Origin of the sequence: Pseudomonas sp. Leaf129 (genome assembly GCF_001423465.1) — a bacterium.
Classification (GTDB): domain Bacteria; phylum Pseudomonadota; class Gammaproteobacteria; order Pseudomonadales; family Pseudomonadaceae; genus Aquipseudomonas; species Aquipseudomonas coleopterorum.
The window spans coordinates 1,603,962-1,626,085 of the sequence record NZ_LMOC01000001.1 but is presented as its reverse complement, the minus strand read 5'-3'; the positions used below and the strand labels follow the sequence as shown (position 1 = coordinate 1,626,085).

Here is a 22,124-nt window from a genome sequence, read left to right as displayed (position 1 = left end):
TTGGCGCCATGAACCTCGACAGCCGCATCAAATTCCGCCACCTGCTGTGCTTTCTCGAAATTGCCCGTCAGGGCAGCTTCGCCAAGGCCGCCGACACCTTGTCCATCAGCCAGCCGGCGATTTCCAAGACTCTCAAGGAGCTCGAAGACCTGCTGCAGACCCGCCTGTTCGAGCGCGACAAGAGCGGGGTCGAGCTGACGGCCGCAGGCGTGCGCTTCATGCGCTACGCCGGCCCCTGCGTACAGGCCCTGCGCGACGGCGTCAGCAGCCTGCGCGGCGAGCCGCACGAAGCGCCCCAGGTGCGCATCGGTGTGCTGTCCACCGTCGAAAGCCAGTTATTGCCCGAAGTGCTCTGCCGCCTGCACGCGCGCCACGCCGCGCTGGTCGTCAGCGTCGCGACCGGGCCGGGGGCCTACCTGCTGGCGCAACTGCACGTGGGCGAACTGGACCTGGTGATCGGCCGCATGACCGACAGCCCGCAGATCCAGGGCCTGTCGTTCGAGCACCTGTACAGCGAGTCGATGACCCTGGTGGTACGTCCGGGCCATCCGCTGCTCGAAGCGCGCCCGTTGGACGCCGAACAGGTCGGCGCCTGCCCGTGGGTGCTGCCGCTGGCTGGGACGACCATCCGCAAGCACGCCGACAGCTTGTTCGTGCAATGCGCGATCACCCCGTCTGCGCAACGTCTGGAAACGCTTTCGCCGACCCTCAGTCGACGCTACGTCGCCAGCAGCGATGCCATCTGGGTCGCGCCACGCGATGCGGTGCAACGCGACATCGCCACCGGCCAGTTGTACGAACTGGATCTGGGCGTGCACGAGCCGGGCGGCTCGGTGGGCATCTGCCGCAACGCCGCGCTGCAGCTGTCGATGCCGGCGCAATGGCTGTGTGAGGTGGTGCGTGAAGTGGCTGCGCAGTATGAGCAGTCCTCCACCTTCCCATGACACATCTTTCATAGAGCCGCTGCCGAGCCACTTTCCTTTTCCTGGCCTGAACTTATCGGCTTTTTGCCTCTCTCATGCCGGTAGCCATTGGTCGTGGCCGCCTGATAAGCTCGCGGCCTCACTCGATTGCCCTTATGGCGCATGAACAAGGAAATAGCATGAAACAGCATCGGTTGGCGGCGGCAGTTGCCTTGGTCACCCTGGTCCTCGCAGGTTGCGATTCCCAGACCAGCGTCGAGCTCAAAACCCCGGCGCAAAAAGCTTCCTACGGTATCGGCCTGAACATGGGCAAGAGCCTGGCTCAGGAAGGTATGGACGATCTCGACTCCAAGGCCGTAGCCCTGGGTATCGAAGACGCCGTCGGCAAGAAAGAGCAGAAGATCAAGGACGATGAGCTGGTCGCAGCTTTCGCCGATCTGCAGAAACGCGCTGAAGAACGCATGACCAAGATGAACGCCGAGGCCCAGACCGCCGGCAAGAAGTTCCTCGAGGAAAACGGCAAGAAAGACGGCGTGGTCACCACCGCTTCGGGCCTGCAGTATCAGGTCATCAAGAAGGCCGACGGCGCTCAGCCCAAGCCGACCGACGTGGTCACCGTCCATTACGAAGGCAAGCTGATCGACGGCAAGGTCTTCGACAGCTCCATCGAGCGCGGCGCCCCGATCGATCTGCCGGTCAGCGGCGTGATTCCAGGCTGGGTCGAAGGCCTGCAACTGATGCACGTCGGCGAGAAGGTCAAGCTGTTCATCCCGGCCGATCTGGCCTACGGCGCCCAGAGCCCGAGCCCGACCATTCCCGCCAACTCGGTGCTGGTGTTCGACCTCGAGCTGATCGCCATCAAGGACGCTGCGAAGGCTGCTGCCGACGCTGCTGCCGAAACCGACGATGCCGAAGTCGAAGAAGCCGCACCCGCCAAGTAAGCGCCATTGCTGCGAAGCGTCACGGCTTGATGAAACGCCCCGTCTCGACGGGGCGTTTTCGTTTGAACCGGGCCTTGGCCAATGGGTCTGAGATGAAGCTGCATTAGCCGTTTTCGGAACACTGCGTCAAGAATTTTCGTGGCTTTTTTGTGTGAGTAAAAAACGCCCGATTTGACCTCAGCCCTTGAAAACCGGGCGGGTCAGGCGCGAAAAGCGGCTCTGTTCACAAGGTTATCCACAAATACTGTGGATAACCTGAAACCACCATTCGGCACCGGAGGGCTCATGAAGGCACCTTGGAATTTCACCCGTTTTCTGCCCATTGCCGAACGCATCCTGAGTCGGGGCCGCTTGCCGGCCTTGATCTTCGCGGTGGCGCGCAAGGGCAAGGGCTATCGGCTGGGCGCTCTGAAGGAAGACGTGCAACTGCTCCAGGCCCTGTGCCTGGCCTACTGGCGGGGCGAGTACCGCAACATCAGCCCGAAGGCGTTGCTGTCCATCGTCGCTGGCCTGGTCTACTTCGTCAGCCCCATCGATGCCATTCCCGACTGGCTGTTGGGCGTCGGCATGCTGGACGACATCGCGGTCCTGGCCTGGGTAATGAAAACCCTGTCCGGTGAACTGGACACCTTCCGCGCCTGGCGCGAGCGGCAGTCTCCGGAGAAGCTGCGGGTCGTCGAACGCCTGCCGGCTTCGGAGCAGGAGCTGGAGCTGGAAAAATCCCACCGCTGATACAGCTGCCGGCTTCGGTGCGCAGTTAACGCCCCGAAGTCGGCGATCCCCTGTTAACATCCCCGCATTACGCTTGCATCATCCGATGTAGGCAGCCATCGTGCGGGAGGATGCAATGGGGGTTCAGGTGATAAGCCGTGACGGCCAGCCGGAATACGCGGTGGTGCCATGGGCCGAGTATCAGCGGCTTCTGGCTGCCGCCGCAGGCAGCTCGGTCGAGCAGTCTCCAGACATCGACGTGTCACGCGAACCGACCGCTCCGGCCGCTCACGTCCCGCCTCCCAGCTTCCAGCGCCTGCGCGAATTGCGCGAGACCCAGGGCGTGCCTCTGGACAGTCTGGCCCGCGCGGTCGGCATCAGTCCTTCCTACCTGTCGATGATCGAAACCGGCGAGCGCGAGCCCGATGCTGCCATCCGCCGCAGCCTTGCCTGGGAATTGGGGGTGCCGGGCTGGAGCAGCGAGTCGTGAGCGTGCGCATCAGTCGGCAGCAATGGGAGGGCCTGCTGAGCGAGCTCGACGTTGCACGGCACCAGCGCCACTTGCTCACCTACCGCGCGCTGCTTGAACGTCTGGCATTGCCCACGCCTGCCATGCAGACCCTGACGGCGGCGCTGGAATACCTGGCCATGCTTGATGCCCGCGCGGACCAACCGTTGCGTAGCTCGCTGGTGATCAGCCAGGGCGCGAGCCGGCTGCCGCGTCCCGGCTTTTTCGAGTGCGTCGAAAAGCTCGGGCGCTTCTCCGGTCCATCGGATGGCGTGGCGGCTGCCGCCTGGCACGCCTCGGAAGTGGTGCGCGTGTTCGAGCACGTCTATCCGCCCAACACGGCGGTCTAGGCTGGCCCGGTGATCAGTCTGAGTACGTCGATCAGTCGCCCCAAGCCCAGGTATCGCCCTCCCTGAACGATCACGAAGTCCTCTTCGATCCGTTGCCGTGCACGCCCGGTCAGTAGGCGACTGACCTGTTGCAGGGACTGCTTGATGTCGACCGCGAGGAATTCACTGTTCATCAGCCGGCTGATCGGCTTGCGCGCGAACGGGTCGGCGGCAAAGGGCTTGAGCAGCGCATCCGACAGTGCGTACCGATGGACGACGCCACAGGGGAGGCCCTCGTCGTCGACCACGGCTAGGGTGTTCAGGTCGGCCTGCAAGCGGAAGGCTTCCAGCACTTGCCGGGTCGAGGTATCGCGCTGCACCGCGGCTTGTTCGATGATCAGCGCGGCCAGGTCGCTGCCGTCTCCGCCCACGGGAGGGTGACTGTCTTCCAGATCAGGAATCAGCGCCCGGGCATCCCGTGGCGGCTGCTCCTGGGGACGGCAGAGCAGATAGCCCTGGACCAGGTCGACGCCCATCTCGATGAGCACCAGCAACTCCTCCTCCAGCTCGATGCCCTCGGCGATCACCTGGGCTTTGGAGGCCTTGGCGATCTGCAGGATGGAGCCGACGAATTCGCGCTTGAGGGCGTCCTGGTGAATGCCATCGATGAAGTGACGGTCGATCTTCACGTAGTCCGGGCGCAATTCCGACCACAGGCGCAGACTCGAATAGCCTGCCCCCAGATCGTCCAGGGCAATGGAAAACCCCATGGCGCGGTAATGATGCAGCGCATTGAAGAGCAGTTGAAAATCGTCGGTGGGGGTCTGTTCGGTGAGTTCGATGACCACCTGGTTCGGGCTGATGCCGTAGCGTTGCAACAACTGCAAGGTGCGGCCGTTTTCGTGCAGCGGTTCGAGCAGCGACTCAGGCGACACGTTGAGAAACAGTTTGCCGTCCAGGCGCTGTTCGCTGAAGCGGCGGCAGGCGGTTTCGCGGCACATCATCTCCAGCTCGTTGAGCCGCCCGGCCTGGCGGGCGACGGCGAACAGATTGATCGGCGAGTGCAGCGGGCTGTTCGACGGCCCTCGACTCAATGCCTCGAAGCCCAGGATCTGTCGCTGGGACAGTGACACGATGGGCTGGAACAAGCTGTGCACACCGCCTTGGGCCAGAATGGTGTCCAGGGCGCTGAGCTGTTCAATGACGGTCATCGGTACGCTACCTTGCTGAAGGTCGTTCTGACCGATGCGTGAAACAGGTTGAAAGCACCGGGCCAGACGCAAAAAAAGACCCGCTGCTCACGCAGCGGGTCCCTATTTCACGACAGCTTCATTTCGGTTTGATGACGCAGGTGTCACGTTGCAGTCATTACTTCCGCGGATCAGTGCTTGGCCACCGACGTATTGAGTTTCAGGTAGTCGAGCAGGATGCGCCCGGTCTCTGCCAGGTAAGCGTCGTCTTCCGGTTTGGTCTTGTCCGGATCGGCGCCCAGTGCGTCTTCGTCTTCCTTCTTCAGCTCTTTGAGCGGCTCTTCGCCCTTGGCCTTGCGACGGGTGTTTTCCAACGCCAGTTGCTTGGCTTCGATGTCGCTGTGCTGGGCACGACGATCGGCCTCGTTCAGGCTCACGGTCTTCTCTTTCATCAACTGCTCGGCCAGGGCCAAACGATCGCGGATGTAGATGAATTCCGGATCCTTGACGGTGCGCGCGTCATGATCGGCGGTCAGCTTGGCCAGGTATGGCTTGAACGGATCGCTGGCCGGCTTGATGGCAGGACGGATGGTGTCCCATGGCATCGCTTCGGGCAGGGCGCTCTCGCCGATTTCCTTGGTGTCGATGATCGACGGGTAGGCGATGTCCGGCAGCACGCCCTGATGCTGGGTGCTCTGTCCGGAAACCCGATAGAACTTGGCCAAAGTCAGCTTGAGCTCGCCGTGGTTGAGCGGCTGGATGGTCTGCACCGTGCCCTTGCCGAAGGTCTGTCCGCCAACGATCAGAGCGCGGTGATAATCCTGCATGGCACCGGCGAAAATCTCCGAGGCCGAAGCGGACAGACGGTTCACCAGCAGCGCCAGCGGGCCTTTGTAGAACGCGCCGGGGTTTTCATCCTCGAGCACGTCGACACGGCCATCGGCGTTGCGCACCAGTACGGTCGGGCCTTTCTCGATGAACAGGCTGGTCAGTTCGGTGGCTTCCTGCAGGGAGCCGCCGCCGTTGTTGCGCAGGTCGATGACCACGCCGTCGACTTTTTCCTTCTGCAACTCAGTGAGCAGCTTGCGCACATCGCGGGTGGTCGACTTGTAGTCCGGGTCACCGGCGCGGAACGCCTTGAAGTCCAGGTAGAAGGCTGGAATCTCGATCACGCCCAGCTTGTAGTCGCGGCCGTTTTCCTTGAGGTTGAGGATCGACTTCTTCGCCGCCTGCTCTTCGAGCTTGACCGCTTCGCGGGTGATCGAGACGATCTTGCTGGTCTGATCGTTGGGCGCATTGGTGTGCGGAATCACTTCCAGGCGCACGGTGGAGCCTTTCGGCCCGCGAATCAGCTTGACCACTTCATCCAGGCGCCAGCCGACCACGTCGACCATTTCCTTGTCGCCCTGGGCGACGCCGATGATCTTGTCGGCAGGGGCGACCTGCTTGGTCTTGTCGGCCGGACCGGCAGGGACCAGACGCACGATCTTGACCTGATCGTTATCGCTTTGCAGAACCGCACCAATGCCTTCGAGCGACAGGCTCATGTTGATGTCGAAGTTTTCCGCATTGTCCGGCGACAGGTAATTGGTGTGCGGATCGTAGGACTGGGCGAAGGTGTTGATGTACGCCTGAAAGATGTCTTCGGCGCGGGTCTGGTCCAGGCGCGCCAGCTGGTTCTTGTAGCGCTTGGACAAGGTTTCCTGAATCTGCGCGGCGTCTTTTCCGGCGATCTTCTGACGAAGCACCTCATCCTTCACGCGCTTGCGCCACAGGTCGTCCAGCTCCGCTTCGTTCTTCAGCCAGGGGGCGTCCTTGCGATCGACCAGCAGGGTTTCCTTGGTGGTGAAGTCGAATTTGTCGACGCCCTTGTTCAGTTCCGCCAGGGCAAAATCCAGGCGGGCCTTGACCCGATCCAGATAGCGCTTGTAGATGATGAAGCCGGGATCCAGGTTGCCGTTCTTCAGGAAGTCGTCGAACTGAGTCTTCCATTTGTCGAACTCGGCGATGTCGGCTGCCGTGAAATAGCTGCGCGAGGGATCGAGCAGCTTGATGTAGCTGTCATAGATGATGACCGAGCGCGCATCGTTGAGCGGCGGCTTGCTGTAATGATGGCGCTTGAGCAGCTCGACCACATTGAGGCTGGCCACCACTTCGTCGCGATCCGGCTGAAGTTTGTCCCAGCTGTTGGCGGCCAAGGTATTGGCGGACATCGACAAACTGCCGAGGCCGATACACAGCGCCAGGGCACTGCCGGGAATGAAATGCTTCATGCTGATTCGACGTGGGGGCAATTGATCACGCATATTAGGCCGTCTTTGAATTCGCCGGTTCCGTTGAAGCCGGACGCATAATGCGAAAAGCCCGGCGCCAAGGCGTCGGGCTCAGTCATGACTCAACTATGGAGGCACCGTGAAGGCATTGCAAGGCGTGGAAGGACATGTGGAGTGGAGCGAACGGCCGAGCCCGACGTGTGACGTAGGTCAAGTGAAGATTCGTGTCGCCGCGGCCGGTCTCAACCGGGCCGACCTGATGCAGCGCGCCGGCCTGTACCCGCCGCCACCGGGCGCCAGCGATATTCTGGGCCTTGAGTGTGCAGGCGTCATCAGCGAGGTCGGCGTCGGTTCGTCCTGGCAGGTTGGCGACAGGGTGTGCACGTTGCTGGCCGGGGGGGGCATGGCCGAGGAGGTGGTGGTCGATGGCCGTCACGTGCTGCCCGTGCCCGAGGGGCTGAGCCTGCACGAGGCCGCAGGCATCGTCGAGGTCTACGCGACGGTGTGGCTGAACCTGTTCCAGCTGGCCGATCTGCAACCGGGCGAGAAGGTCCTGCTGCATGCTGGCGCCAGTGGCATCGGCTCGGCGGCAATCCAGCTGTGCAAGGCATTCGGCAACCCGACCTGGGTCAGCGTCGGCTCCGCCGAGCGCCTGGCCTACTGCGAAGCACTGGGTGCACAGGGCGGCGTGGTGCGAGGTGAGGGCCTGGAAGGGTTGAAGGACCTGGGCCCGTTCGATGTGATCCTCGATCCGGTGGGCGCCAATTACAGCGAGCTGAACCTGGACGTGGTGGCGCTGGATGGACGCTGGGTGATGATCGGCCTGATGGGCGGCCGCGAGGCGCAGTTCGACCTGGCCAAGGTGCTGACCAAGCGCGTGCGCTTGCAGGGTTCAACGTTGCGCAGCCGTGACGATGCGTTCAAGGCCGACCTGCTCAGTGACCTGGGCCAGCAGGTATGGCCATTGTTCACCGAAGGGCGCTTGAAGTCGCAGTTGGCCAAGACGTTCCCGATCGCCGACGCTGAAGCGGCGTTCGAGGCGCTGGCAAGCAATCAGATTTCGGGGAAGGTGGTACTGGTGATCGACGAAACCCTGAGCTGAGCCCAGGGCTGTCGTTGGACGAAATCCGTGACCGGCTGCGAACGAGCGGCCACGGGTTTCGCCATGGCGGCATCAGCGCATTTCAGGCAGACGCGCTTCGCTCTTCACTTCGGTCAGCGCCACGGCTTCAGCCGGCAGCACGACGCGAGTCTTGGCCAGCAGCTCACCCATGTTGGAGAGCACGCGATACATCGAGTATTCCTCGGTGTAGCGGACTTCAGCGTAGCGGGTGTTGGCGGTGTACAGCTCGTTTTCACTGTCGAGCACGTCGAGCAGGGTCCGCTGGCCCAGACCGAACTGGTCCTGATAGGCCGCACGCACGCGCGTGGTGGTTTCGGCGTATTCGCGGGCATACGGGATTTGCGTGCCGGCGTTTTTCATCGCGTTCCACGACAGCGCCAGGTTTTCGTTCAACTGACGCAGGGCGTTGTTGCGGATGTCCATGGCCTGGTTGATGCGGTGCGCGTCACCCTGCAGGCGAGCCTTGTCGCTGCCGCCGCGGTACAGGTTGTAGCTCATGCTCACGCCTGCACGCCAGTCGGTGTTGTTGTGACCGCGCTCGCCGGACAGGTTGTTGTTGGCACCGGTGGCCAGTTCGGCATCGACCCGTGGGTAGAACGCGGACTTGGCGCCTTCATACTGGCTCTCGGCAGCCTGCACGTCGGCCTGGGCCGATTTGAGGTACGGGTTGTTTTCCATCATGGACTGGCGCGCGGCGTTCAGATCGCCCGGCAGTTCACCTCGGATCGAAGGCAGGGGTTCCAGCTCGTCGGGCATACGGCCCACGGCGCTGAAGAACGCGGCTTCGGCATCGGCCAGGTTGACCTGGGCGGTGTTGTAGTTGTTCTCAGCCAGGGCGCGACGGGCACGCGACTGGTCGACGTCAGCCGTGCTGCCGACGCCGCGCTCGCTGCGCAGGCCGATCTGGTCGTTGACGCGCAAGTGCGCCTGCAGGTTGTTCTTGGCCAGGGTCACCAATTCGCGGTTGCGCAGTACATCCAGGTACACCTGAACGGCGCGCAGGGCCAGGTCCTGGGCGGTGGCCTGGACGTAGTAGGCACGGGACGTAGCGGTGGAGCGAGTCCGGCTGATTTCGCTGGAAGCGCTGGAACCGTCGAACAGCATCTGGCGCAGACGCAGTTCCGACTGGGTGTAGTTCAGCGTTTCCTTGTTGTGGTCACCACGGGCGCGGGTGTTCAGGTTGTCCGAACGCTCGCGACCGTAGCCGGCAACGAAATCAACGCTGGGGCGGTAGGCGCCCTGGGCGATTTTCGTGTCCTCATCCGCGGCCAGGCGACTATTGATGTTGGATGCCAGCTCAGGATGGTTATCCACGGTGCTCTGGATCGCCTGGGTGAGTGACATGGCTTGCGCGTGCGAGCACGCCATGGCCAACAAGATCGCGCTGCAGATGGGGGTGAAAACGCGCATTCGGGTGCTTCTCCGTTATGTTTGAAGTCAGGCATACGCCAGAATGTTGGCGAACAACTTGGTTAAAAGTCCGTTTAAGGTTTGTGATAGGCGCAATCGAGGCACCGAGGGCAGCGCTTTCAACGGAATTTTCACATGATATAGAGCAAAAAATAGTTATGCCATCATTCCTTGCGATGATGGCAAATAGATTTCATAGCGGCTGAAGAGCAAGCAGGGAGCGGGGTTGCGTGGGGTACAAGGCTTAGGGCCAGCGTTTTGGGGGGTGGCAGGCTGCGCCAAAGCTAAGGCGGGAAGGTGGAGTCAAAATAGTGACGGAAAACTGTCATTTTTAGGCGTCTGTATCACCGCTGATCCAGACTTATATTAAAGATTAGCTAATTGATTTAATTAAGTTTTTATCGCGGCATGACCATTCGTCGCCAATGACCGGAGTCATGTGCGTGTTTTCTGCAAAGCGATATAAACAGTGACTGCCAGCGCCACAGCTATCATCAGCACTCCCAGCCATGGCCATGGCACGAGCCAGCACGACACGGCGATGCTGATCCACATCGAACCGATCGCCAGCACCTTGGCTTTCAAGGGAATGCCTTCGCCGTTCAGATAGGCTTTGAGCAAAGGCCCCAGCCGTGGATGGCCAAGCAGCCAGGCGTGGAAGCGCGGCGAGCTGCGTGCGAAACACGCAGCCGCCAGCAGGAGGAATGGGGTGGTGGGCATGATCGGCAGGAAGATGCCGATGACGCCCAGGCAGACGCTTGCGCAACCAATGCCCAGCAGCAGGTAGCGCAGCCAGGCTGGCCGGGCTCGAGCCACGGCCGTTGCTTAGTGGTGGCGCGGCTTGAGAATCGCCGGTTTTTCATCCGGGGCGTTGCACAGCAGGTAGAGGGCCGTCAGCGCCTCGGGGATCTGCACGATCATGTCGTCCATCAGATTGGCGTCGGCGGCGATGTCGGAGAACTCCGGCTGCTCGTCGAACAGGCCGGAGCCGACCATGATCGGCAGGAGCATTTCGCTGACTTCGTCCTCGGCGGTTTCGAACCAGGCGGCTTCGCGCAGAAATACGCCCTCCATGAAACCGATGCACCAGCCGCGCAGGTCGGAATCGTCCGGCTCATCGCCCAGATCGAGATCGCACGGCAGCTCGAATTCTTCGTCGCTGGCCAGCTGGCGAGCGATATGCGCCTTGAGCTGGATGAGGGTGCCTTCGATCTCTTCACGCTGGGCGTCGTCGCTGTAGTGAGGCGGCTCGGCGAAGAGGGCATCGATCCACTCACGCTCAGGGACGTCTTCGGAACAGATCGACAGGGCGGTCAGGTAGCCATGGGCGGCGACGTAGTCCAGCGCCTCGTCATGCAGCTCATCGGCGTCGAGGAAGGCTTGCAGGCGGGTCAGTTGCTCGGCGAAGGACATTAACAGGTTACCTTGGAAGACTATGCGGATAGTGAATTCTAGGCCTTGTTAGGCCTTGTGCGCCACCCAAGGGGTGAAATGGCAGGATGTCCGGCTGCCGCGCGACGCTGCAGGCACTGGGGTATACTGCCGCGGTCTTTCGCTCAGGCCCCGAATCCACGGGGTGGTAACCCGCGCTTACGCAATGGCGGATGCAGCGAAAGCGGTTTTCATCCAGCCTGTACGGCCCGGGTGGTTTTACGATTTCTGGAGTGACCCATGCTCGAACAGGCTCAACGCGTTCTTAAGGACATCTTTGGCTACGACAGCTTCCGCGGTCGCCAGGGTGCCATTATCGAGCGTGTGGCCCGCGGTGGCGATGCCTTGGTATTGATGCCCACCGGTGGCGGCAAATCGCTGTGCTTTCAGGTGCCGGCGCTGTTGCGCGACGGCCTGGCGGTGGTGGTCTCGCCGCTGATCGCCCTGATGGACGACCAGGTCGCCACCCTCGAGGAGCTCGGGGTGGCCGCCGCGGCGCTCAATTCCACGCTTAGCGCCGACGAGCAGCGCGAGCTGGCCGCGCGCATTCGTCGTGGTGAAATAAAGATGCTGTACCTGGCGCCCGAGCGTCTGGTGCAGCCGCGCATGCTGGATTTTCTCCGCGGCCTGGACATTGCCCTGTTCGCCATCGACGAAGCCCACTGCGTTTCCCAATGGGGCCACGATTTCCGTCCCGAATACCTGCAGTTGGGCCAGTTGGCCGAACAGTTTCCCCACGTGCCGCGGATCGCCCTGACCGCCACCGCCGACAAGCGCACCCGTGAAGAGATCGTCACCCGTCTGCACCTGCAGGATGCCGAACGTTTTCTTTCCAGCTTCGACCGGCCCAACATCTTCTACCGCATCGTGCCCAAGGAAAGCCCGCGCAAACAGTTGCTGGCATTCCTCGCCGAACGGCGCAGCGACGCCGGCATCGTCTATTGCCTGTCACGCAAGAAAGTCGACGAGGTCGCCGCCTTCCTGTGCGAGAACAACTTTCCGGCGCTGCCGTACCACGCCGGCCTGCCGGCGGCGACGCGGGCCGCCAACCAGAAGCGCTTCCTCAACGAGGAAGGCTTGATCATGGTCGCCACCATCGCCTTCGGCATGGGCATCGACAAACCGAACGTACGCTTCGTGGCGCACATGGACCTGCCCAAGTCGCTGGAGGCCTACTACCAGGAAACCGGTCGCGCCGGCCGCGATGGTCTGCCGGCCGATGCCTGGATGGCCTACGGGCTGCAGGATGTGCTGATGCTCAAGCAGATGCTGCAGAATTCCGAAGGCGACGAGCGGCACAAGCGTCTGGAGCATCACAAGCTCGACGCCATGCTGGCGTTGTGCGAAGAAACGCGCTGCCGTCGACAGGCGCTGCTGGCCTATTTCGACGAAGACATGCCCCAGCCCTGCGGTCACTGCGACAACTGTGTCGACGGCGTGCAGACCTGGGACGCCACCGAGCCTGCCCGTCAGGCGCTGTCGGCGATCTACCGCACCGGGCAGCGCTATGGCGTCGGCCATCTGGTGGACGTGCTGCTGGGCAAGGACACCGAGAAGGTGCGCAGTTTCGGCCACGACAAGCTGGCGGTGTTCGGTGTCGGCAAGGGCCGCTCGGAAGGAGAGTGGCGTTCGCTGTATCGCCAGGTGGTCGCGCGCGGTCTGGCCGACATCGACCTGGAAGGCTATGGCGGTCTGCGCCTGAGCGACAGCTGCCGTCCGCTGCTGCGCGGCGAGGTGACGCTTGCGCTGCGCAAGGAGCTCAAGCCGCATACGTCCTCCACCCGTGGCAGCGGCTCGGCCAGCCCGGCCAGCCAGCTGGTGCGCGGCGAAGAGCGCGAACAGTGGGAAGCGCTGCGTACCTTGCGCCGCAACCTGGCCCAGGAGCATGCGGTACCGCCCTATGTCATCTTCCCTGACTCGACCTTGCTGGAAATGCTCCGCAGCCAGCCGACCAGCATGGCCGAAATGGGCCGGGTCAGCGGCGTCGGCGCACGCAAGCTGGAGCGCTACGGCGAAGCCTTCCTGCAGGTTCTGGCCGGTACGGGCGGCGGAGAAGCGCCACGCGAGGTGGCCGATATCCGCCACGAGCTCATCAGCCTGGCCCGTGCGGGCATGACGCCGCTGCAGATCGCCGGCCAGTTACAGTGCAGTGAGAAGAATGTCTACAGCCTGCTCGCCGAAGCGATTGGCCAACAGCAACTGTCGCTGGAGCAGGCGCTGGACCTTCCCGAAGAATTGATGAGCGAAGTACAGGACGCCTTTCTCGACGGCGAGGGGGAATTACCCGCTGTCGCCGAGATTGCAGGGCAATTCGCCGGTCGTGTGCCCGAAGGCGTGCTGTATTGCGTGCGCGCAGCGTTGCAGTCTGAATTCGAAGTGTGAACGAGGCTGCCACTGGGCATGAGTCTTGCCTGTGGGCTAAGGTCATGATTAGCTGACTAATCATCAGCTCCGGCCTTCACGCAGGCGCTGCTTGTGCGAGGCTGTTTTTTCAAGAGAGATCTATGCCGTTAACTGATCAACATCGCTTCGGAATGCAGCTGGCGCACATGTCCCGTGGGTGGCGGGCCGAACTGGACCGCCGGCTGGCCGGATTGGGATTGTCGCAGGCCCGTTGGCTGGTGCTGCTGCACCTGGCGCGGTTCGACGAGCCTCCGACCCAGCGCGAGCTGGCGCAGAGCGTAGGCGTCGAGGGGCCGACCCTGGCCCGGCTGCTGGACAGCCTCGAAGCCCAGGGCCTGGTCGAGCGCCAGGCCGTGGTCGAAGACCGCCGCGCCAAGAAGCTCATGCTCTGCCCGCCGGCACGGCCGCTGATCGAGCAGATCGAAACCATCGCCAACGCCTTGCGTGTCGAACTGTTCACGGGTGTCGACGAAGAAGAACTAAGCACCGCCATGCGGGTACACAGCCGCATCCTGGCGAATCTGGAAAAGAAATCCTGAAGTCAACGGGCCGTCATCCGCTTGGAGCAAGCGGGTTGCACAGGCTATAAAGTTATTGGATGTCGATCTTCAAGGGATTCCCATGCAAGTGCGTATACCGTCGCGTTCAAGGTTCGCCTCACTTCGTCTGCTGGCACCGGTATGGGCCTTGGCGCTGTGCTATTCCACGGCCGCGTCGGCCCTGGGCCTGGGCGAGCTGACACTGCGCTCGTCGCTCAACCAGCCGTTTCGCGCCGACATCGCCTTGCTCGACACGGCTGGGTTGGAACAGGACGATATCAGTGCCAGCCTGGCGACAGCCGAAGAGTTCGCCAGGGCTGGGGTGGAACGCAGCTTCTTCCTCAACGACCTGAAGTTCACGCCCGATTTCAGTGGTGGCCGCAAGGTCATTCACGTCAGTTCCAGCAAAGTGGTCACCGAGCCGTTCATGAGCTTCGTGATCCAGGTCGGTCGGCCAAACGGGCAGTTGTTGCGGGCCTTCACGGTGTTGCTCGATCCGCCGGGAATGGGCCCGGGTCTGGCCGACCGCGCGCCGCAGCGTACGTCGGTGGCACAAGCGAACACCCCGCGGCTCGCTGAAGCGCCGGCCAAGCCCCGCACCTCGAGTCAGCCTGCGAACGAGCCGGCCAGGCAGGCATCTGCCAAGGCCGCTGCGCCGGCGCCTTCGCAGGATGCTGCGCAACTGGCAGCGGCTGCGCTGGAAAACCAGCAACTGCAAAAGAATTTCGACGACGTGCAGGCGCGCCTGCAGAGCCTTGAGGCGCAGGTCGCCGACAAGGACAAGGAGGTCGCCCAGTTGCAGGCGCGGTTGGCTGAAACGCCGGCCGCATCTTCCCCCGCTGTCGTACCCGGGACTGCAACCGCGACTCCTGCGCCCGTAGTGTCGCCAGCACCTGCTGCACCGGTCTCGGCGCCTGCGCCGGTCGCCATGCCAGCGCCCACGTCCGCAGAAGACAGTAGCGGTTGGCTGAATATCCTGGCGCTGGTGGCTGCCTTGCTGCTGATCATCGCGTTGTTGCTGCTGTTGCGTCGCCAGCGGCAACGCAAGTCGGCAGCATCGCTTGAGGCTTTCGAGCCGGTGCTGACCCAGCCGGTGCAGCCTGCGCCGCTGGTCGCTGCCGCAGCACCCACGGTAGTGGAAGCCTCACCGCCCAAGCGCGCCGAGCCTGCGCCGGTGCCACGCCGGGAAGCCCCGACGGCCACCGACGCCCTGGACGGCGCAAGCATCTATATCGCCTACGGGCGCTTCAATGAGGCCTTGGGTATTCTGCGCGACGGTCTGGCCAGGCAGCCGGAGCGCACCGATCTGCGCGTGCGCATGCTCGAAGTGCTCGGCCAGCAGGGCAATGCCAAGGGCTTTGCCGAACAGGAGACCCTGCTGCTTTCGGCGGGGTTCAACCCACAGACGCTGAGCGAGATACGCGGCCGCTTCCCAAACCTCCAATCTGCTCCGGCACCTTCGTCTCCGGCCGCCACGGCCCCTGCCAGTCTGGCGCCCACAGCCACGGCGGCAGTGCTGGCCACCACTGCCGCCGCTGCGGCCACTGCCGCGCCTGTGCACGCCGAGCCCCAGCCCGCGCCTGCGCCCGAATCTGCCCCGGAAGCCGACTTCGATTTGTCCGATTTCGATCTGGATGCACTCGACACCCCGGCCGAAGCCGCGCCAACGACGCAGCAGGACGATGAATTCCAGCTCAACCTGGATGACCTGTCCATGGATGCCGACTGGGCGCTGGTCAGCCCCTTCGGTGACACGCCGGCGCCCAAAAGCAAGCCGGCTGCTGTGCCTATGGCCGAAGAGGCAATGGACCCGGAGTTCACCAGCAACCTCAAGGAGCTGCCGGAAGTCTTCGAGATGCCCGAGGAGCAGTTTCTCAGCGATTTCGCCGAAGTCGAAGAGCTCCCGCCAATCGACGAGCCCCAAACCGAGGACGTCCCGGCCGGCAAGAGTCAGGAAGACATCGACAACGAATTCCTCGACAGCTTCATCGCCGACAGCGATCTGCCAGAGCTGGATGCCCTGACCGTCGATTTCGATGACCTGGAACAGCAGCACGCGTCGGCGCAGAAACTCGATCAGGCCCAGCAGTTGTTCGACGAGGGCGATGCGGACGAAGCCAGCGCCTTGCTGCACGAACTGCTGGAGGACGGCGACGAGTCCAGCAAACAGGCGGCACGCCAGTTGCTGGCGCGGATGGGTGAGGCATGAGCGAGGTCATCGCCGCCAAGCCCCAGGTGGTGATCACCTACTGCACCCAGTGCCAGTGGTTGCTGCGTGCCGCTTGGCTGGCTCAGGAACTGCTCAGCACCTTTGGCGAGGACCTGGGCCAGGTCGCCTTGGCGCCGGCCAGTGGGGGCACCTTTCACATCACCTGTGACGGCGTGCAGGTTTGGGAGCGCAAGGCCGACGGTGGTTTTCCTGAAGCCAAAGCGCTCAAGCAGCGCATTCGCGACCTGATCGATCCGGCCCGTGACCTTGGCCACAACGAGCCTGCGCGCCCAGCTTCCTGAATGCTGCCCGGCCGACCCCGATCAGTGCCGCCAGAACGCCGGCATGCACAGGATCAGCACGGTGATGATTTCCAGTCGACCCAGCAGCATGCCCACGGCCAGTATCCACTTCGCCGCATCGGGGAGGGTGGCGAAGTTGCCAGCCGGGCCGATCACCTCGCCCAAACCGGGACCGACGCCGGAGACCGTGCTGGCGGCCCCGGTGAGTGCAGTCATCCAGTCCAGGCCCAGCAGCGACAGCGCCAGCGCGATGATGCCGACGGTGAAGCCGAAGAAGAACGAGAAGGTCAGGATCGACCGCACGATCTCTTCGTCCAGGCGATGGCCGTTGTACTTCTGCTTGATCACCGCGCGCGGATGGATCAACTGATTGAGGTTGGACTTGAGCAGGATGTAGGCGACCTGAAAACGGAAGATCTTGATCCCGCCTGCCGTGGAGCCCGAGCAGCCGCCGATGAAGCCCAGGTAGAAGAACAGCATCAGGGAAAAGTTGCCCCACAGGCTGTAGTCGCCCAAGGCGAAGCCCGTGGTGGTGACCACCGAGGTGACGTTCAGCGCCACGTGGCGGAAGGCCGTCCACCACGGCAGCTCGGTGGTGGCCCAGTACCAGGTACCCAGCACCAGCCAGGTGACCACCAGCAGGATCAGCATGCCTTGCACCTGCTGGTCGCGCAGCAGGGCCTGGCGGTTGCCGCGCAGGGTGGAGACGTAGAGGGCGAAGGGCAGGCTGCCCAGGATCATCACCACGATGGCCACCCAGTGCACGGCGGGCTGCTGCCATTTGCCCAGGGACAGGTCGGAGGTCGAGAAACCGCCGGTGGAGATCGCCGACATCGCATGGTTGACCGCATCGAACGGGCTCATCCCCGCCAGCCAGAAGCCCAGGGTGCCCAGCGCGGTGAAGCCGACATACACCAGCACGATGAACTTGGCGACCATGTGCGAGCGCGGCATGACCTTTTCCGAGCGATCGCTGGATTCGGTCTGGAACAGGCGCATCCCACCGATGCGCAACAGCGGCAGGATCGCCACGGCCATGCCGATGAAGCCGATGCCGCCGAGCCAGTGCAGCATCGAGCGCCACATGAGGATGCCGGGAGACATTTCGTCCAGGTGGCTTAGCACCGTCGAGCCGGTGGCGGTGATCCCCGACATGCTTTCGAAGAAGGCGTCGGTGTAGCTGATGTGGTTGGTCAGCAAAAAGGGCAGGGCGGCGAACACGCAGACCACCACCCAGCTGCTGACCGTCAGCAGGTACATGTCGCGCGGCCGCAGGTTGACGTTGTCGGGGCGTCCCGGCAGTACCAGCATCAGGCCGGCAACGAAGGTGATCAGGCTGGCCCATAGAAACGACTGGATGTCTTCGGTGCGCTCGAACACCACCAGCGTGCCCATGGGCACGACCATGCTCACGGCCAGGGTGATCAGGAAGATGCCGATAATGAAACCGATGATGCGCAGGGTCGGCAACGCCATGGGGTCAGCTCTGGCCATGAAGGAAAGGGCCGCCATTCTACCTGCGGGCCACAGCATGTAAACCCGGCAGGCGGAGGCCGCTTGGGTCTAGAATAGCGGCTTATCGTTCCACAGGAGGTTGCCCATGGAGGCGCTCGAGGTTTTGCTCAATCGTGTTTCCGCTCCCCGGCTCATGGCGCCTGCGCCAAGCGCTGCGCAGCGTGAAGTGCTGTTCCAGGCCGCGCTGCGCGCGCCCGACCACGGCCAGCTGCGGCCGTGGCGCTTTCTCACCGTCGAGGGGGAGGCCTTGCACCGGCTCGGCGAAGTGCTGGCCGAGGCCACCGCGCTCAACCCCGAGGCCGGCGAGGCAGCGCTGGAGAAAGCCCGCAACATGCCCTTGCGCGCGCCGCTGGTCGTGGTGGTGATCGCTCGCCTGCAGGAGCATCGCAAGGTGCCACAGAGCGAGCAACTGCTGGCGGCCGGCTGCGCCGCTCATGGCATTCTGCTTGCGGCCAACGCTCAGGGGCTGGGTGGCGTCTGGCGTACCGGCGAGCTGTCCTACGCGCCTTATGTCGCGGACAAGCTGGGCCTGAGCGAAGGCGAGCAGATCATCGGCTTCCTGTACCTGGGCACGCCTGCGCGCGAACTGCGCGAAGCGCCTGCACTGGCCACCGCCGACTTCGTGCAGGCGTGGGGCGCCTGATCGTACTCGTCTAGGCCACCACCACCGGCACCGGTGGCAAGTCCAGGGTCGCGATCAGGCCGCCCTGGGCATGGTTTTCCAGGTGCAGACTGCCGCCATGCCGTTCGGCGGCGCGGCGGGCTATGGCCAGACCCAGGCCATGGCCCGCTGCGGTCTGCCCTGGCGCGCGAAAGAACGGCTCGCTCAGGCGCGCCAGATGTTCCTCCGCCACCCCCGGGCCGTGATCGCGGACGCTGATGCGCACCCGGCCATCCACCTGTTGCGCCGACAGCACGACCGGCAACGGCCCGGGGTTGAAGCGCTGGGCGTTGCGCAGCAGGTTGTCCACGGCCCGTTCGATCATGGTCGGCCAGCCCTGCAACGCCAGGTGCGGGGCAATGTCCAGTTCGATGGATTGCTCCGGCACGGCCACCAGCGCGTCCTTGCGTACGGCGTGCAGCAGGGCTGGCAAATCCACGTCTTCAGCGGTGGCCTGTTCCGCGTCGACCCGCGCCAGTACGAGAATCTCGCTGATCAACGCTTCCAGACGATCGCACTCGCGGGTCAGGCGTGGCCACAGCAGGTCGCGCTGAGCGGGCTCGGCGCGTTCCGCCAGGGCCAGGGCGATGCGCAGCCGAGCCAGGGGCGAGCGCAGTTCGTGGGACACGTCGCGCAACAGCTGGCGCTGGCTGCCGATCAGGCTCTGCAGGCGTGAGCCCATGCGGTTGAAGTCGCGCGCCAGCACACCGAACTCGTCACGACGACTGGCCAGCTGTGCCAGGCTGTTCTGCTGATAGGTGGTCTGCCCCAGTTCATGCACGGCGCCGCGCAGCCGGCTCAGCGGGCGGGTGATCGACAGGGTCACCATCAGACTGAACAGCGTCAGCACGACCAGTGCGATCACCAGTGCGCTGATGGGCATGAGCAGGGAGTCGCGATGCCAGGAATCGAGCTCGGGGTGAGGGATGCGGTAGATCAGCAGGTACGTGTCGCCCGTGGTGGGGCTGGTGTATTCCGCTGTCAGGCGTCGCCATGGCAGGTCGCGGTCGTTGTCGTTGTGGCGCGCCTCGAAGGCTTCCGCGCGACGGGGGAAGGTTCCCGGCACGACCGCTTCGCCAGCCTCGTTGAGCACCTGAGTGTCGATGCGGTAGCGCCGCTTGCGTTGTTCGAGCAGTTCCTGGGCAGCTTCGCCACCCTTGCTTTCATAGCGCTCCACCCAGTCCTGGGCGAAATGCTTGACCGCCGGATGCCGACTGAGGATCCAGGTGTCCTGGTTCAACATGTGGCCCAGCAGCACCGAGAGGCCGGCTACCAGGGCGATGGCCAGCCAGAAGCTGGCCAGGATGCGCCAGAACAGTGAACGCAAGGCAAATTCCTCAATGAACGAAGCCCGGTACGCGTGAGCGTACCGGGCTGGGGCGTGCGCCGATATTACTGGGTTTTCTTGCCTTGCTGGGCTTTCCAGGCCTGGAATTCGGCCCACTCGGCGCGGCGCTGGTCCTCTTTCTTCTTCATCTCGTCGAACTGCTTCTGCTGCTCGGGCTTGAGCACGGCACGTACATCGGCCTGGGCCTTGTCGTGGTTGGCCTTGATTTCATCTTCCATGGCCTTGCGATCGGCCGCTGGCAGCTTGTCCAGGTACTTCTTGGTGATCTCGCGCTGTTGATGGCGTTCTTCGCCCATCAGCTTGCCGACCTGGGTGCGTTGCTCGTGGGTCAGGTCGAGCTGGGCGAACGGCTCACCGCCACGAGGGCCTGGGCCGCCTTTGCCTGGGCCTGGGCCGAAACCCTCGGGGCCGCCTTGGGGCATGGCCATGGCCAGGGTCGGCAGGGTAGCGGCGAACAGCATTGCGAGGGTGGTCTTGCGCATGGTGAATCTCCTGTCTGGTTCCCGGTCGTTACCGGATGTGGCCAGTTTAGGGAGATCAAGGTCAGGCGCGGTCAAGGCCGCGTAAAGCTTGTGTAAAGGGATGACACGGTCGTTACTGACAAATCCCTGCGCGTTCAGGCGCCGAAGTGGACGGCGCGATCGGTGCGATGCGCCGACCGGTTACTGCGCATAGAAATAGCCACGGCTGCGCAGGGCCATGATCCGCGGACGGCCGTCGGCGTGGGGGCCGATCTTCTTGCGCAGGTTGCTGACGTGCATGTCCAGGCTTCGATCATAGAGGGTGAGCTTGCGGCCCAGGGCGATCTGCGCCAGTTCCTGCTTGTCCAGTGGCTCGCCTGGCTGGCGCATGAGCGCTTCGAGCAGGCGGCTTTCGGAAACGGTCAGGTTGATATCGTGCTGATCGATACTGACCACGCCGCGAGCCGGGCTGAAGCACAGATCGCCCAGTTCCATCTGACCTGCCACCGCCACCGGGTGGCTGCGGCGCAGGACAGCACGCAGGCGAGCCGTCAGCTCCCGCGGATCGCAGGGTTTGGCCAGGTAATCGTCGGCGCCCAGCTCCAGGCCCAGGATGCGATCCAGCGGTTCGCCCCGCGCCGAGAGCATCAGCACCGGCAGGTCAGGGTGTTCGCTGCGCAACTGCTTCAGCAGCTCCAGGCCGCTGCCGTCGGGCAGCATCACGTCGAGCACCACGGCCGCCGGTGCCAGCTCGGCGAGGGCCTTGCGTGCGCTGCTGCCATCATGGCAGGCCCTGACCTGGAAACCTTCCTGGCTCAACCAGCTGTTCAGCAGCTCGCACAGCTCGACGTCGTCGTCGATCAGTAACAGGTCGCTCATCTAAACCTTCATTCAGGCGCAGGCAGGGTCTGCTTGAAAGGTTTGACCAGCACGTCCTGGTAGACACCGGCGGCCACGAATGGGTCGGCGCCAGCCCAGGTCTGGGCTTCGTCCAGCGACTCGAAGTGGGCAACGATGAGGCTGCCGCTGAACCCGCTTTCGCCGGGGTCATTGCTGTCGATGGCTGGGTGTGGACCGGCCAGGACCAGACGGCCGGCGGCTTCCAGCTGCTTCAGACGCTCCAGATGCTCGGGCCGTGCGGCCAGGCGTTTTTCCAGGGAGTTGGGCGTGTCGGTGGCAATGATGGCGTAGAGCATGTCAATCCTCGGTTTTCGGTGTTGTACGATCGGAATCATGCAGGTGACGGGACAGGTAGATGCCCTGGCCCACCAGGAACAGCAAGGTCATGGCCAGGCTGCCGAACACTTTGAAGTCGACCCAGAACTGCTCGAAGGTAAATGCCACGAACAGGTTGGCAGCGCCGCAGAACAGGAAGAAGACCACCCACGCCACGTTGAGTTTCGCCCAGATCGGGTCGGGCAGGGTCAAGGCATGGCCCATCATGCGCTTGATCAGCAGTTGCCTGCCGATGAAATGACTGCCGGCGAACGCCAGGGCGAACAGCCAATTGACGACAGGTGCCTTCCATTTGAGGAAGGTTTCGCTATGGAAGGCCAGGGTCAGGGTGCCGAACACCAGGCAGGCGATCAGGGTCAACCACTGGCCTTTTTCCAGCTTGCGCTGCTTGATGAACAGCAGACCGTAGACCACCACCGAGCTGGCGATCAGCACTTTGGTGGCGCTGAAGATGCCGCCCAGTTCAAAGCTGTAACCGGCCAGGTCGACCATGTGCGGGTCGGTCTTGTAGACGATGAGGAACAGGAGCAGCGGGATGAAATCGATCAATTGTTTCACAATGGCAGCCAGAAGCAGGATGTGGCGGCATAATAACAAACATCAATGACTGC

21 protein-coding genes and 1 pseudogene are annotated in these 22,124 nt (G+C 63.3%); 11 read left to right on the top strand and 11 right to left on the bottom strand.

The window, feature by feature from the left end; genetic code table 11:
• Positions 1–8: 8 nt before the first annotated feature.
• The 5 genes from pcaQ (at position 9) to ASF66_RS07065 (ending at position 3,433) form a co-directional block, all read left to right on the top strand.
• A complete protein-coding gene (pcaQ, locus tag ASF66_RS07085; protein ID WP_056843265.1) occupies positions 9–944 on the top strand; it encodes a pca operon transcription factor PcaQ in 936 nt (311 codons plus the stop codon).
• A 158-nt stretch (positions 945–1,102) separates the two neighbouring features.
• The gene (locus ASF66_RS07080) at positions 1,103–1,864 is read left to right on the top strand and encodes an FKBP-type peptidyl-prolyl cis-trans isomerase (protein WP_049861054.1); all 762 of its coding nucleotides are present in this window, start codon (positions 1,103–1,105) and stop codon (positions 1,862–1,864) included.
• 285 nt (positions 1,865–2,149) lie between these two features.
• On the top strand, positions 2,150–2,596 hold the full coding sequence (locus ASF66_RS07075) for a YkvA family protein (protein ID WP_049861053.1): 447 nt from the start codon (positions 2,150–2,152) through the stop codon (positions 2,594–2,596).
• Positions 2,597–2,711: 115 nt separating this feature from the next.
• Positions 2,712–3,065: a helix-turn-helix domain-containing protein gene (locus ASF66_RS07070; protein ID WP_056843264.1), complete on the top strand. Its 354-nt coding sequence runs from the start codon at positions 2,712–2,714 to the stop codon at positions 3,063–3,065.
• Positions 3,062–3,433, top strand: coding sequence for a hypothetical protein (locus tag ASF66_RS07065; RefSeq protein ID WP_056843263.1), 372 nt, complete (start codon positions 3,062–3,064; stop codon positions 3,431–3,433). Before ASF66_RS07070 ends, ASF66_RS07065 begins: the two co-directional genes overlap by 4 nt.
• Before the next feature lie 8 nt (positions 3,434–3,441).
• Here ASF66_RS07065 and ASF66_RS07060 read toward each other — a convergent pair.
• Together ASF66_RS07060 and ASF66_RS07055 are read right to left on the bottom strand one after the other, a co-directional pair.
• Positions 3,442–4,623 (bottom strand): annotated as a pseudogene (locus ASF66_RS07060) (EAL domain-containing protein); the annotation flags it as partial.
• Between the two features lie 170 nt (positions 4,624–4,793).
• Positions 4,794–6,875, bottom strand: coding sequence for a carboxy terminal-processing peptidase (locus tag ASF66_RS07055; RefSeq protein WP_177327969.1), 2,082 nt, complete (start codon positions 6,873–6,875; stop codon positions 4,794–4,796).
• Between the two features lie 139 nt (positions 6,876–7,014).
• Between ASF66_RS07055 and ASF66_RS07050 the strand changes: the two genes are divergently transcribed.
• The gene (locus tag ASF66_RS07050) at positions 7,015–7,977 is read left to right on the top strand and encodes a zinc-binding dehydrogenase (RefSeq protein WP_056843262.1); all 963 of its coding nucleotides are present in this window, start codon (positions 7,015–7,017) and stop codon (positions 7,975–7,977) included.
• Positions 7,978–8,049: 72 nt separating this feature from the next.
• Here the strand turns inward: ASF66_RS07050 and ASF66_RS07045 are convergent, their stop codons facing one another.
• The 3 genes from ASF66_RS07045 to ASF66_RS07035 form a co-directional block, all read right to left on the bottom strand.
• Complete coding sequence (locus tag ASF66_RS07045) at positions 8,050–9,408, bottom strand: TolC family outer membrane protein (protein ID WP_049861048.1); 1,359 nt, start codon at positions 9,406–9,408, stop codon at positions 8,050–8,052.
• A gap of 435 nt (positions 9,409–9,843) precedes the next feature.
• Positions 9,844–10,224: a YbaN family protein gene (locus ASF66_RS07040; protein ID WP_056843261.1), complete on the bottom strand. Its 381-nt coding sequence runs from the start codon at positions 10,222–10,224 to the stop codon at positions 9,844–9,846.
• A gap of 9 nt (positions 10,225–10,233) precedes the next feature.
• Entirely contained in the window at positions 10,234–10,821 is a 588-nt protein-coding gene (locus tag ASF66_RS07035) for a UPF0149 family protein (RefSeq protein WP_049861046.1), read from the bottom strand.
• A gap of 258 nt (positions 10,822–11,079) precedes the next feature.
• Here ASF66_RS07035 and recQ point away from each other — a divergent pair, with 258 nt between their 5' ends.
• From recQ to ASF66_RS07015, 4 genes are all read left to right on the top strand, one after another.
• Positions 11,080–13,221 carry a DNA helicase RecQ gene (gene recQ, locus ASF66_RS07030; protein ID WP_056843260.1) on the top strand — a complete coding sequence of 714 codons (2,142 nt, stop codon included), beginning with the start codon at positions 11,080–11,082 and terminating at the stop codon, positions 13,219–13,221.
• A gap of 122 nt (positions 13,222–13,343) precedes the next feature.
• Positions 13,344–13,781, top strand: a complete 438-nt coding sequence (locus tag ASF66_RS07025; RefSeq protein ID WP_049861044.1) for a MarR family transcriptional regulator — start codon at positions 13,344–13,346, stop codon at positions 13,779–13,781.
• A gap of 82 nt (positions 13,782–13,863) precedes the next feature.
• Positions 13,864–15,990 carry a FimV/HubP family polar landmark protein gene (locus ASF66_RS07020; RefSeq protein ID WP_056843259.1) on the top strand — a complete coding sequence of 709 codons (2,127 nt, stop codon included), beginning with the start codon at positions 13,864–13,866 and terminating at the stop codon, positions 15,988–15,990.
• Positions 15,987–16,292 carry a SelT/SelW/SelH family protein gene (locus ASF66_RS07015; protein WP_056843258.1) on the top strand — a complete coding sequence of 102 codons (306 nt, stop codon included), beginning with the start codon at positions 15,987–15,989 and terminating at the stop codon, positions 16,290–16,292. The genes ASF66_RS07020 and ASF66_RS07015 overlap by 4 nt, the downstream gene beginning before the upstream one ends.
• Before the next feature lie 21 nt (positions 16,293–16,313).
• On the opposite strand, the gene ASF66_RS07010 is transcribed toward ASF66_RS07015, so the two are convergent.
• Positions 16,314–17,768 (bottom strand): TrkH family potassium uptake protein, encoded by a 1,455-nt coding sequence (locus ASF66_RS07010; protein ID WP_049861041.1) that lies wholly within the window; start codon positions 17,766–17,768, stop codon positions 16,314–16,316.
• Positions 17,769–17,892: 124 nt separating this feature from the next.
• Between ASF66_RS07010 and ASF66_RS07005 the strand changes: the two genes are divergently transcribed.
• On the top strand, positions 17,893–18,450 hold the full coding sequence (locus ASF66_RS07005; protein WP_056843257.1) for an NAD(P)H nitroreductase: 558 nt from the start codon (positions 17,893–17,895) through the stop codon (positions 18,448–18,450).
• A gap of 10 nt (positions 18,451–18,460) precedes the next feature.
• Here the strand turns inward: ASF66_RS07005 and ASF66_RS07000 are convergent, their stop codons facing one another.
• From ASF66_RS07000 to ASF66_RS06980, 5 genes are all read right to left on the bottom strand, one after another.
• Positions 18,461–19,795, bottom strand: coding sequence for a sensor histidine kinase (locus ASF66_RS07000; RefSeq protein ID WP_056843256.1), 1,335 nt, complete (start codon positions 19,793–19,795; stop codon positions 18,461–18,463).
• Positions 19,796–19,860: 65 nt separating this feature from the next.
• Positions 19,861–20,298 carry a Spy/CpxP family protein refolding chaperone gene (locus ASF66_RS06995; RefSeq protein WP_056843255.1) on the bottom strand — a complete coding sequence of 146 codons (438 nt, stop codon included), beginning with the start codon at positions 20,296–20,298 and terminating at the stop codon, positions 19,861–19,863.
• Between the two features lie 180 nt (positions 20,299–20,478).
• Positions 20,479–21,156 (bottom strand): response regulator transcription factor, encoded by a 678-nt coding sequence (locus ASF66_RS06990; protein ID WP_056843254.1) that lies wholly within the window; start codon positions 21,154–21,156, stop codon positions 20,479–20,481.
• A gap of 8 nt (positions 21,157–21,164) precedes the next feature.
• On the bottom strand, positions 21,165–21,473 hold the full coding sequence (locus ASF66_RS06985) for a YciI family protein (RefSeq protein ID WP_049861036.1): 309 nt from the start codon (positions 21,471–21,473) through the stop codon (positions 21,165–21,167).
• Position 21,474: 1 nt separating this feature from the next.
• Positions 21,475–22,071 carry a septation protein A gene (locus tag ASF66_RS06980; RefSeq protein ID WP_056843253.1) on the bottom strand — a complete coding sequence of 199 codons (597 nt, stop codon included), beginning with the start codon at positions 22,069–22,071 and terminating at the stop codon, positions 21,475–21,477.
• Positions 22,072–22,124 lie beyond the last annotated feature (53 nt).

Excerpts from the sequence above, each read along its gene's own strand:
- pcaQ (WP_056843265.1), top strand. The coding sequence starts at position 9 with ATGAACCTCGACAGCCGCATCAAATTCCGCCACCTGCTGTGCTTTCTC.
- ASF66_RS07080 (WP_049861054.1), top strand. The coding sequence starts at position 1,103 with ATGAAACAGCATCGGTTGGCGGCGGCAGTTGCCTTGGTCACCCTGGTC.
- ASF66_RS07075 (WP_049861053.1), top strand. The coding sequence starts at position 2,150 with ATGAAGGCACCTTGGAATTTCACCCGTTTTCTGCCCATTGCCGAACGC.
- ASF66_RS07070 (WP_056843264.1), top strand. The coding sequence starts at position 2,712 with ATGGGGGTTCAGGTGATAAGCCGTGACGGCCAGCCGGAATACGCGGTG.
- ASF66_RS07055 (WP_177327969.1), bottom strand. The coding sequence starts at position 6,875 with ATGAAGCATTTCATTCCCGGCAGTGCCCTGGCGCTGTGTATCGGCCTC.
- ASF66_RS07045 (WP_049861048.1), bottom strand. The coding sequence starts at position 9,408 with ATGCGCGTTTTCACCCCCATCTGCAGCGCGATCTTGTTGGCCATGGCG.
- ASF66_RS07035 (WP_049861046.1), bottom strand. The coding sequence starts at position 10,821 with ATGTCCTTCGCCGAGCAACTGACCCGCCTGCAAGCCTTCCTCGACGCC.
- recQ (WP_056843260.1), top strand. The coding sequence starts at position 11,080 with ATGCTCGAACAGGCTCAACGCGTTCTTAAGGACATCTTTGGCTACGAC.
- ASF66_RS07025 (WP_049861044.1), top strand. The coding sequence starts at position 13,344 with ATGCCGTTAACTGATCAACATCGCTTCGGAATGCAGCTGGCGCACATG.
- ASF66_RS07020 (WP_056843259.1), top strand. The coding sequence starts at position 13,864 with ATGCAAGTGCGTATACCGTCGCGTTCAAGGTTCGCCTCACTTCGTCTG.
- ASF66_RS07015 (WP_056843258.1), top strand. The coding sequence starts at position 15,987 with ATGAGCGAGGTCATCGCCGCCAAGCCCCAGGTGGTGATCACCTACTGC.
- ASF66_RS07010 (WP_049861041.1), bottom strand. The coding sequence starts at position 17,768 with ATGGCGTTGCCGACCCTGCGCATCATCGGTTTCATTATCGGCATCTTC.
- ASF66_RS07005 (WP_056843257.1), top strand. The coding sequence starts at position 17,893 with ATGGAGGCGCTCGAGGTTTTGCTCAATCGTGTTTCCGCTCCCCGGCTC.
- ASF66_RS06995 (WP_056843255.1), bottom strand. The coding sequence starts at position 20,298 with ATGCGCAAGACCACCCTCGCAATGCTGTTCGCCGCTACCCTGCCGACC.
- ASF66_RS06990 (WP_056843254.1), bottom strand. The coding sequence starts at position 21,156 with ATGAGCGACCTGTTACTGATCGACGACGACGTCGAGCTGTGCGAGCTG.
- ASF66_RS06985 (WP_049861036.1), bottom strand. The coding sequence starts at position 21,473 with ATGCTCTACGCCATCATTGCCACCGACACGCCCAACTCCCTGGAAAAA.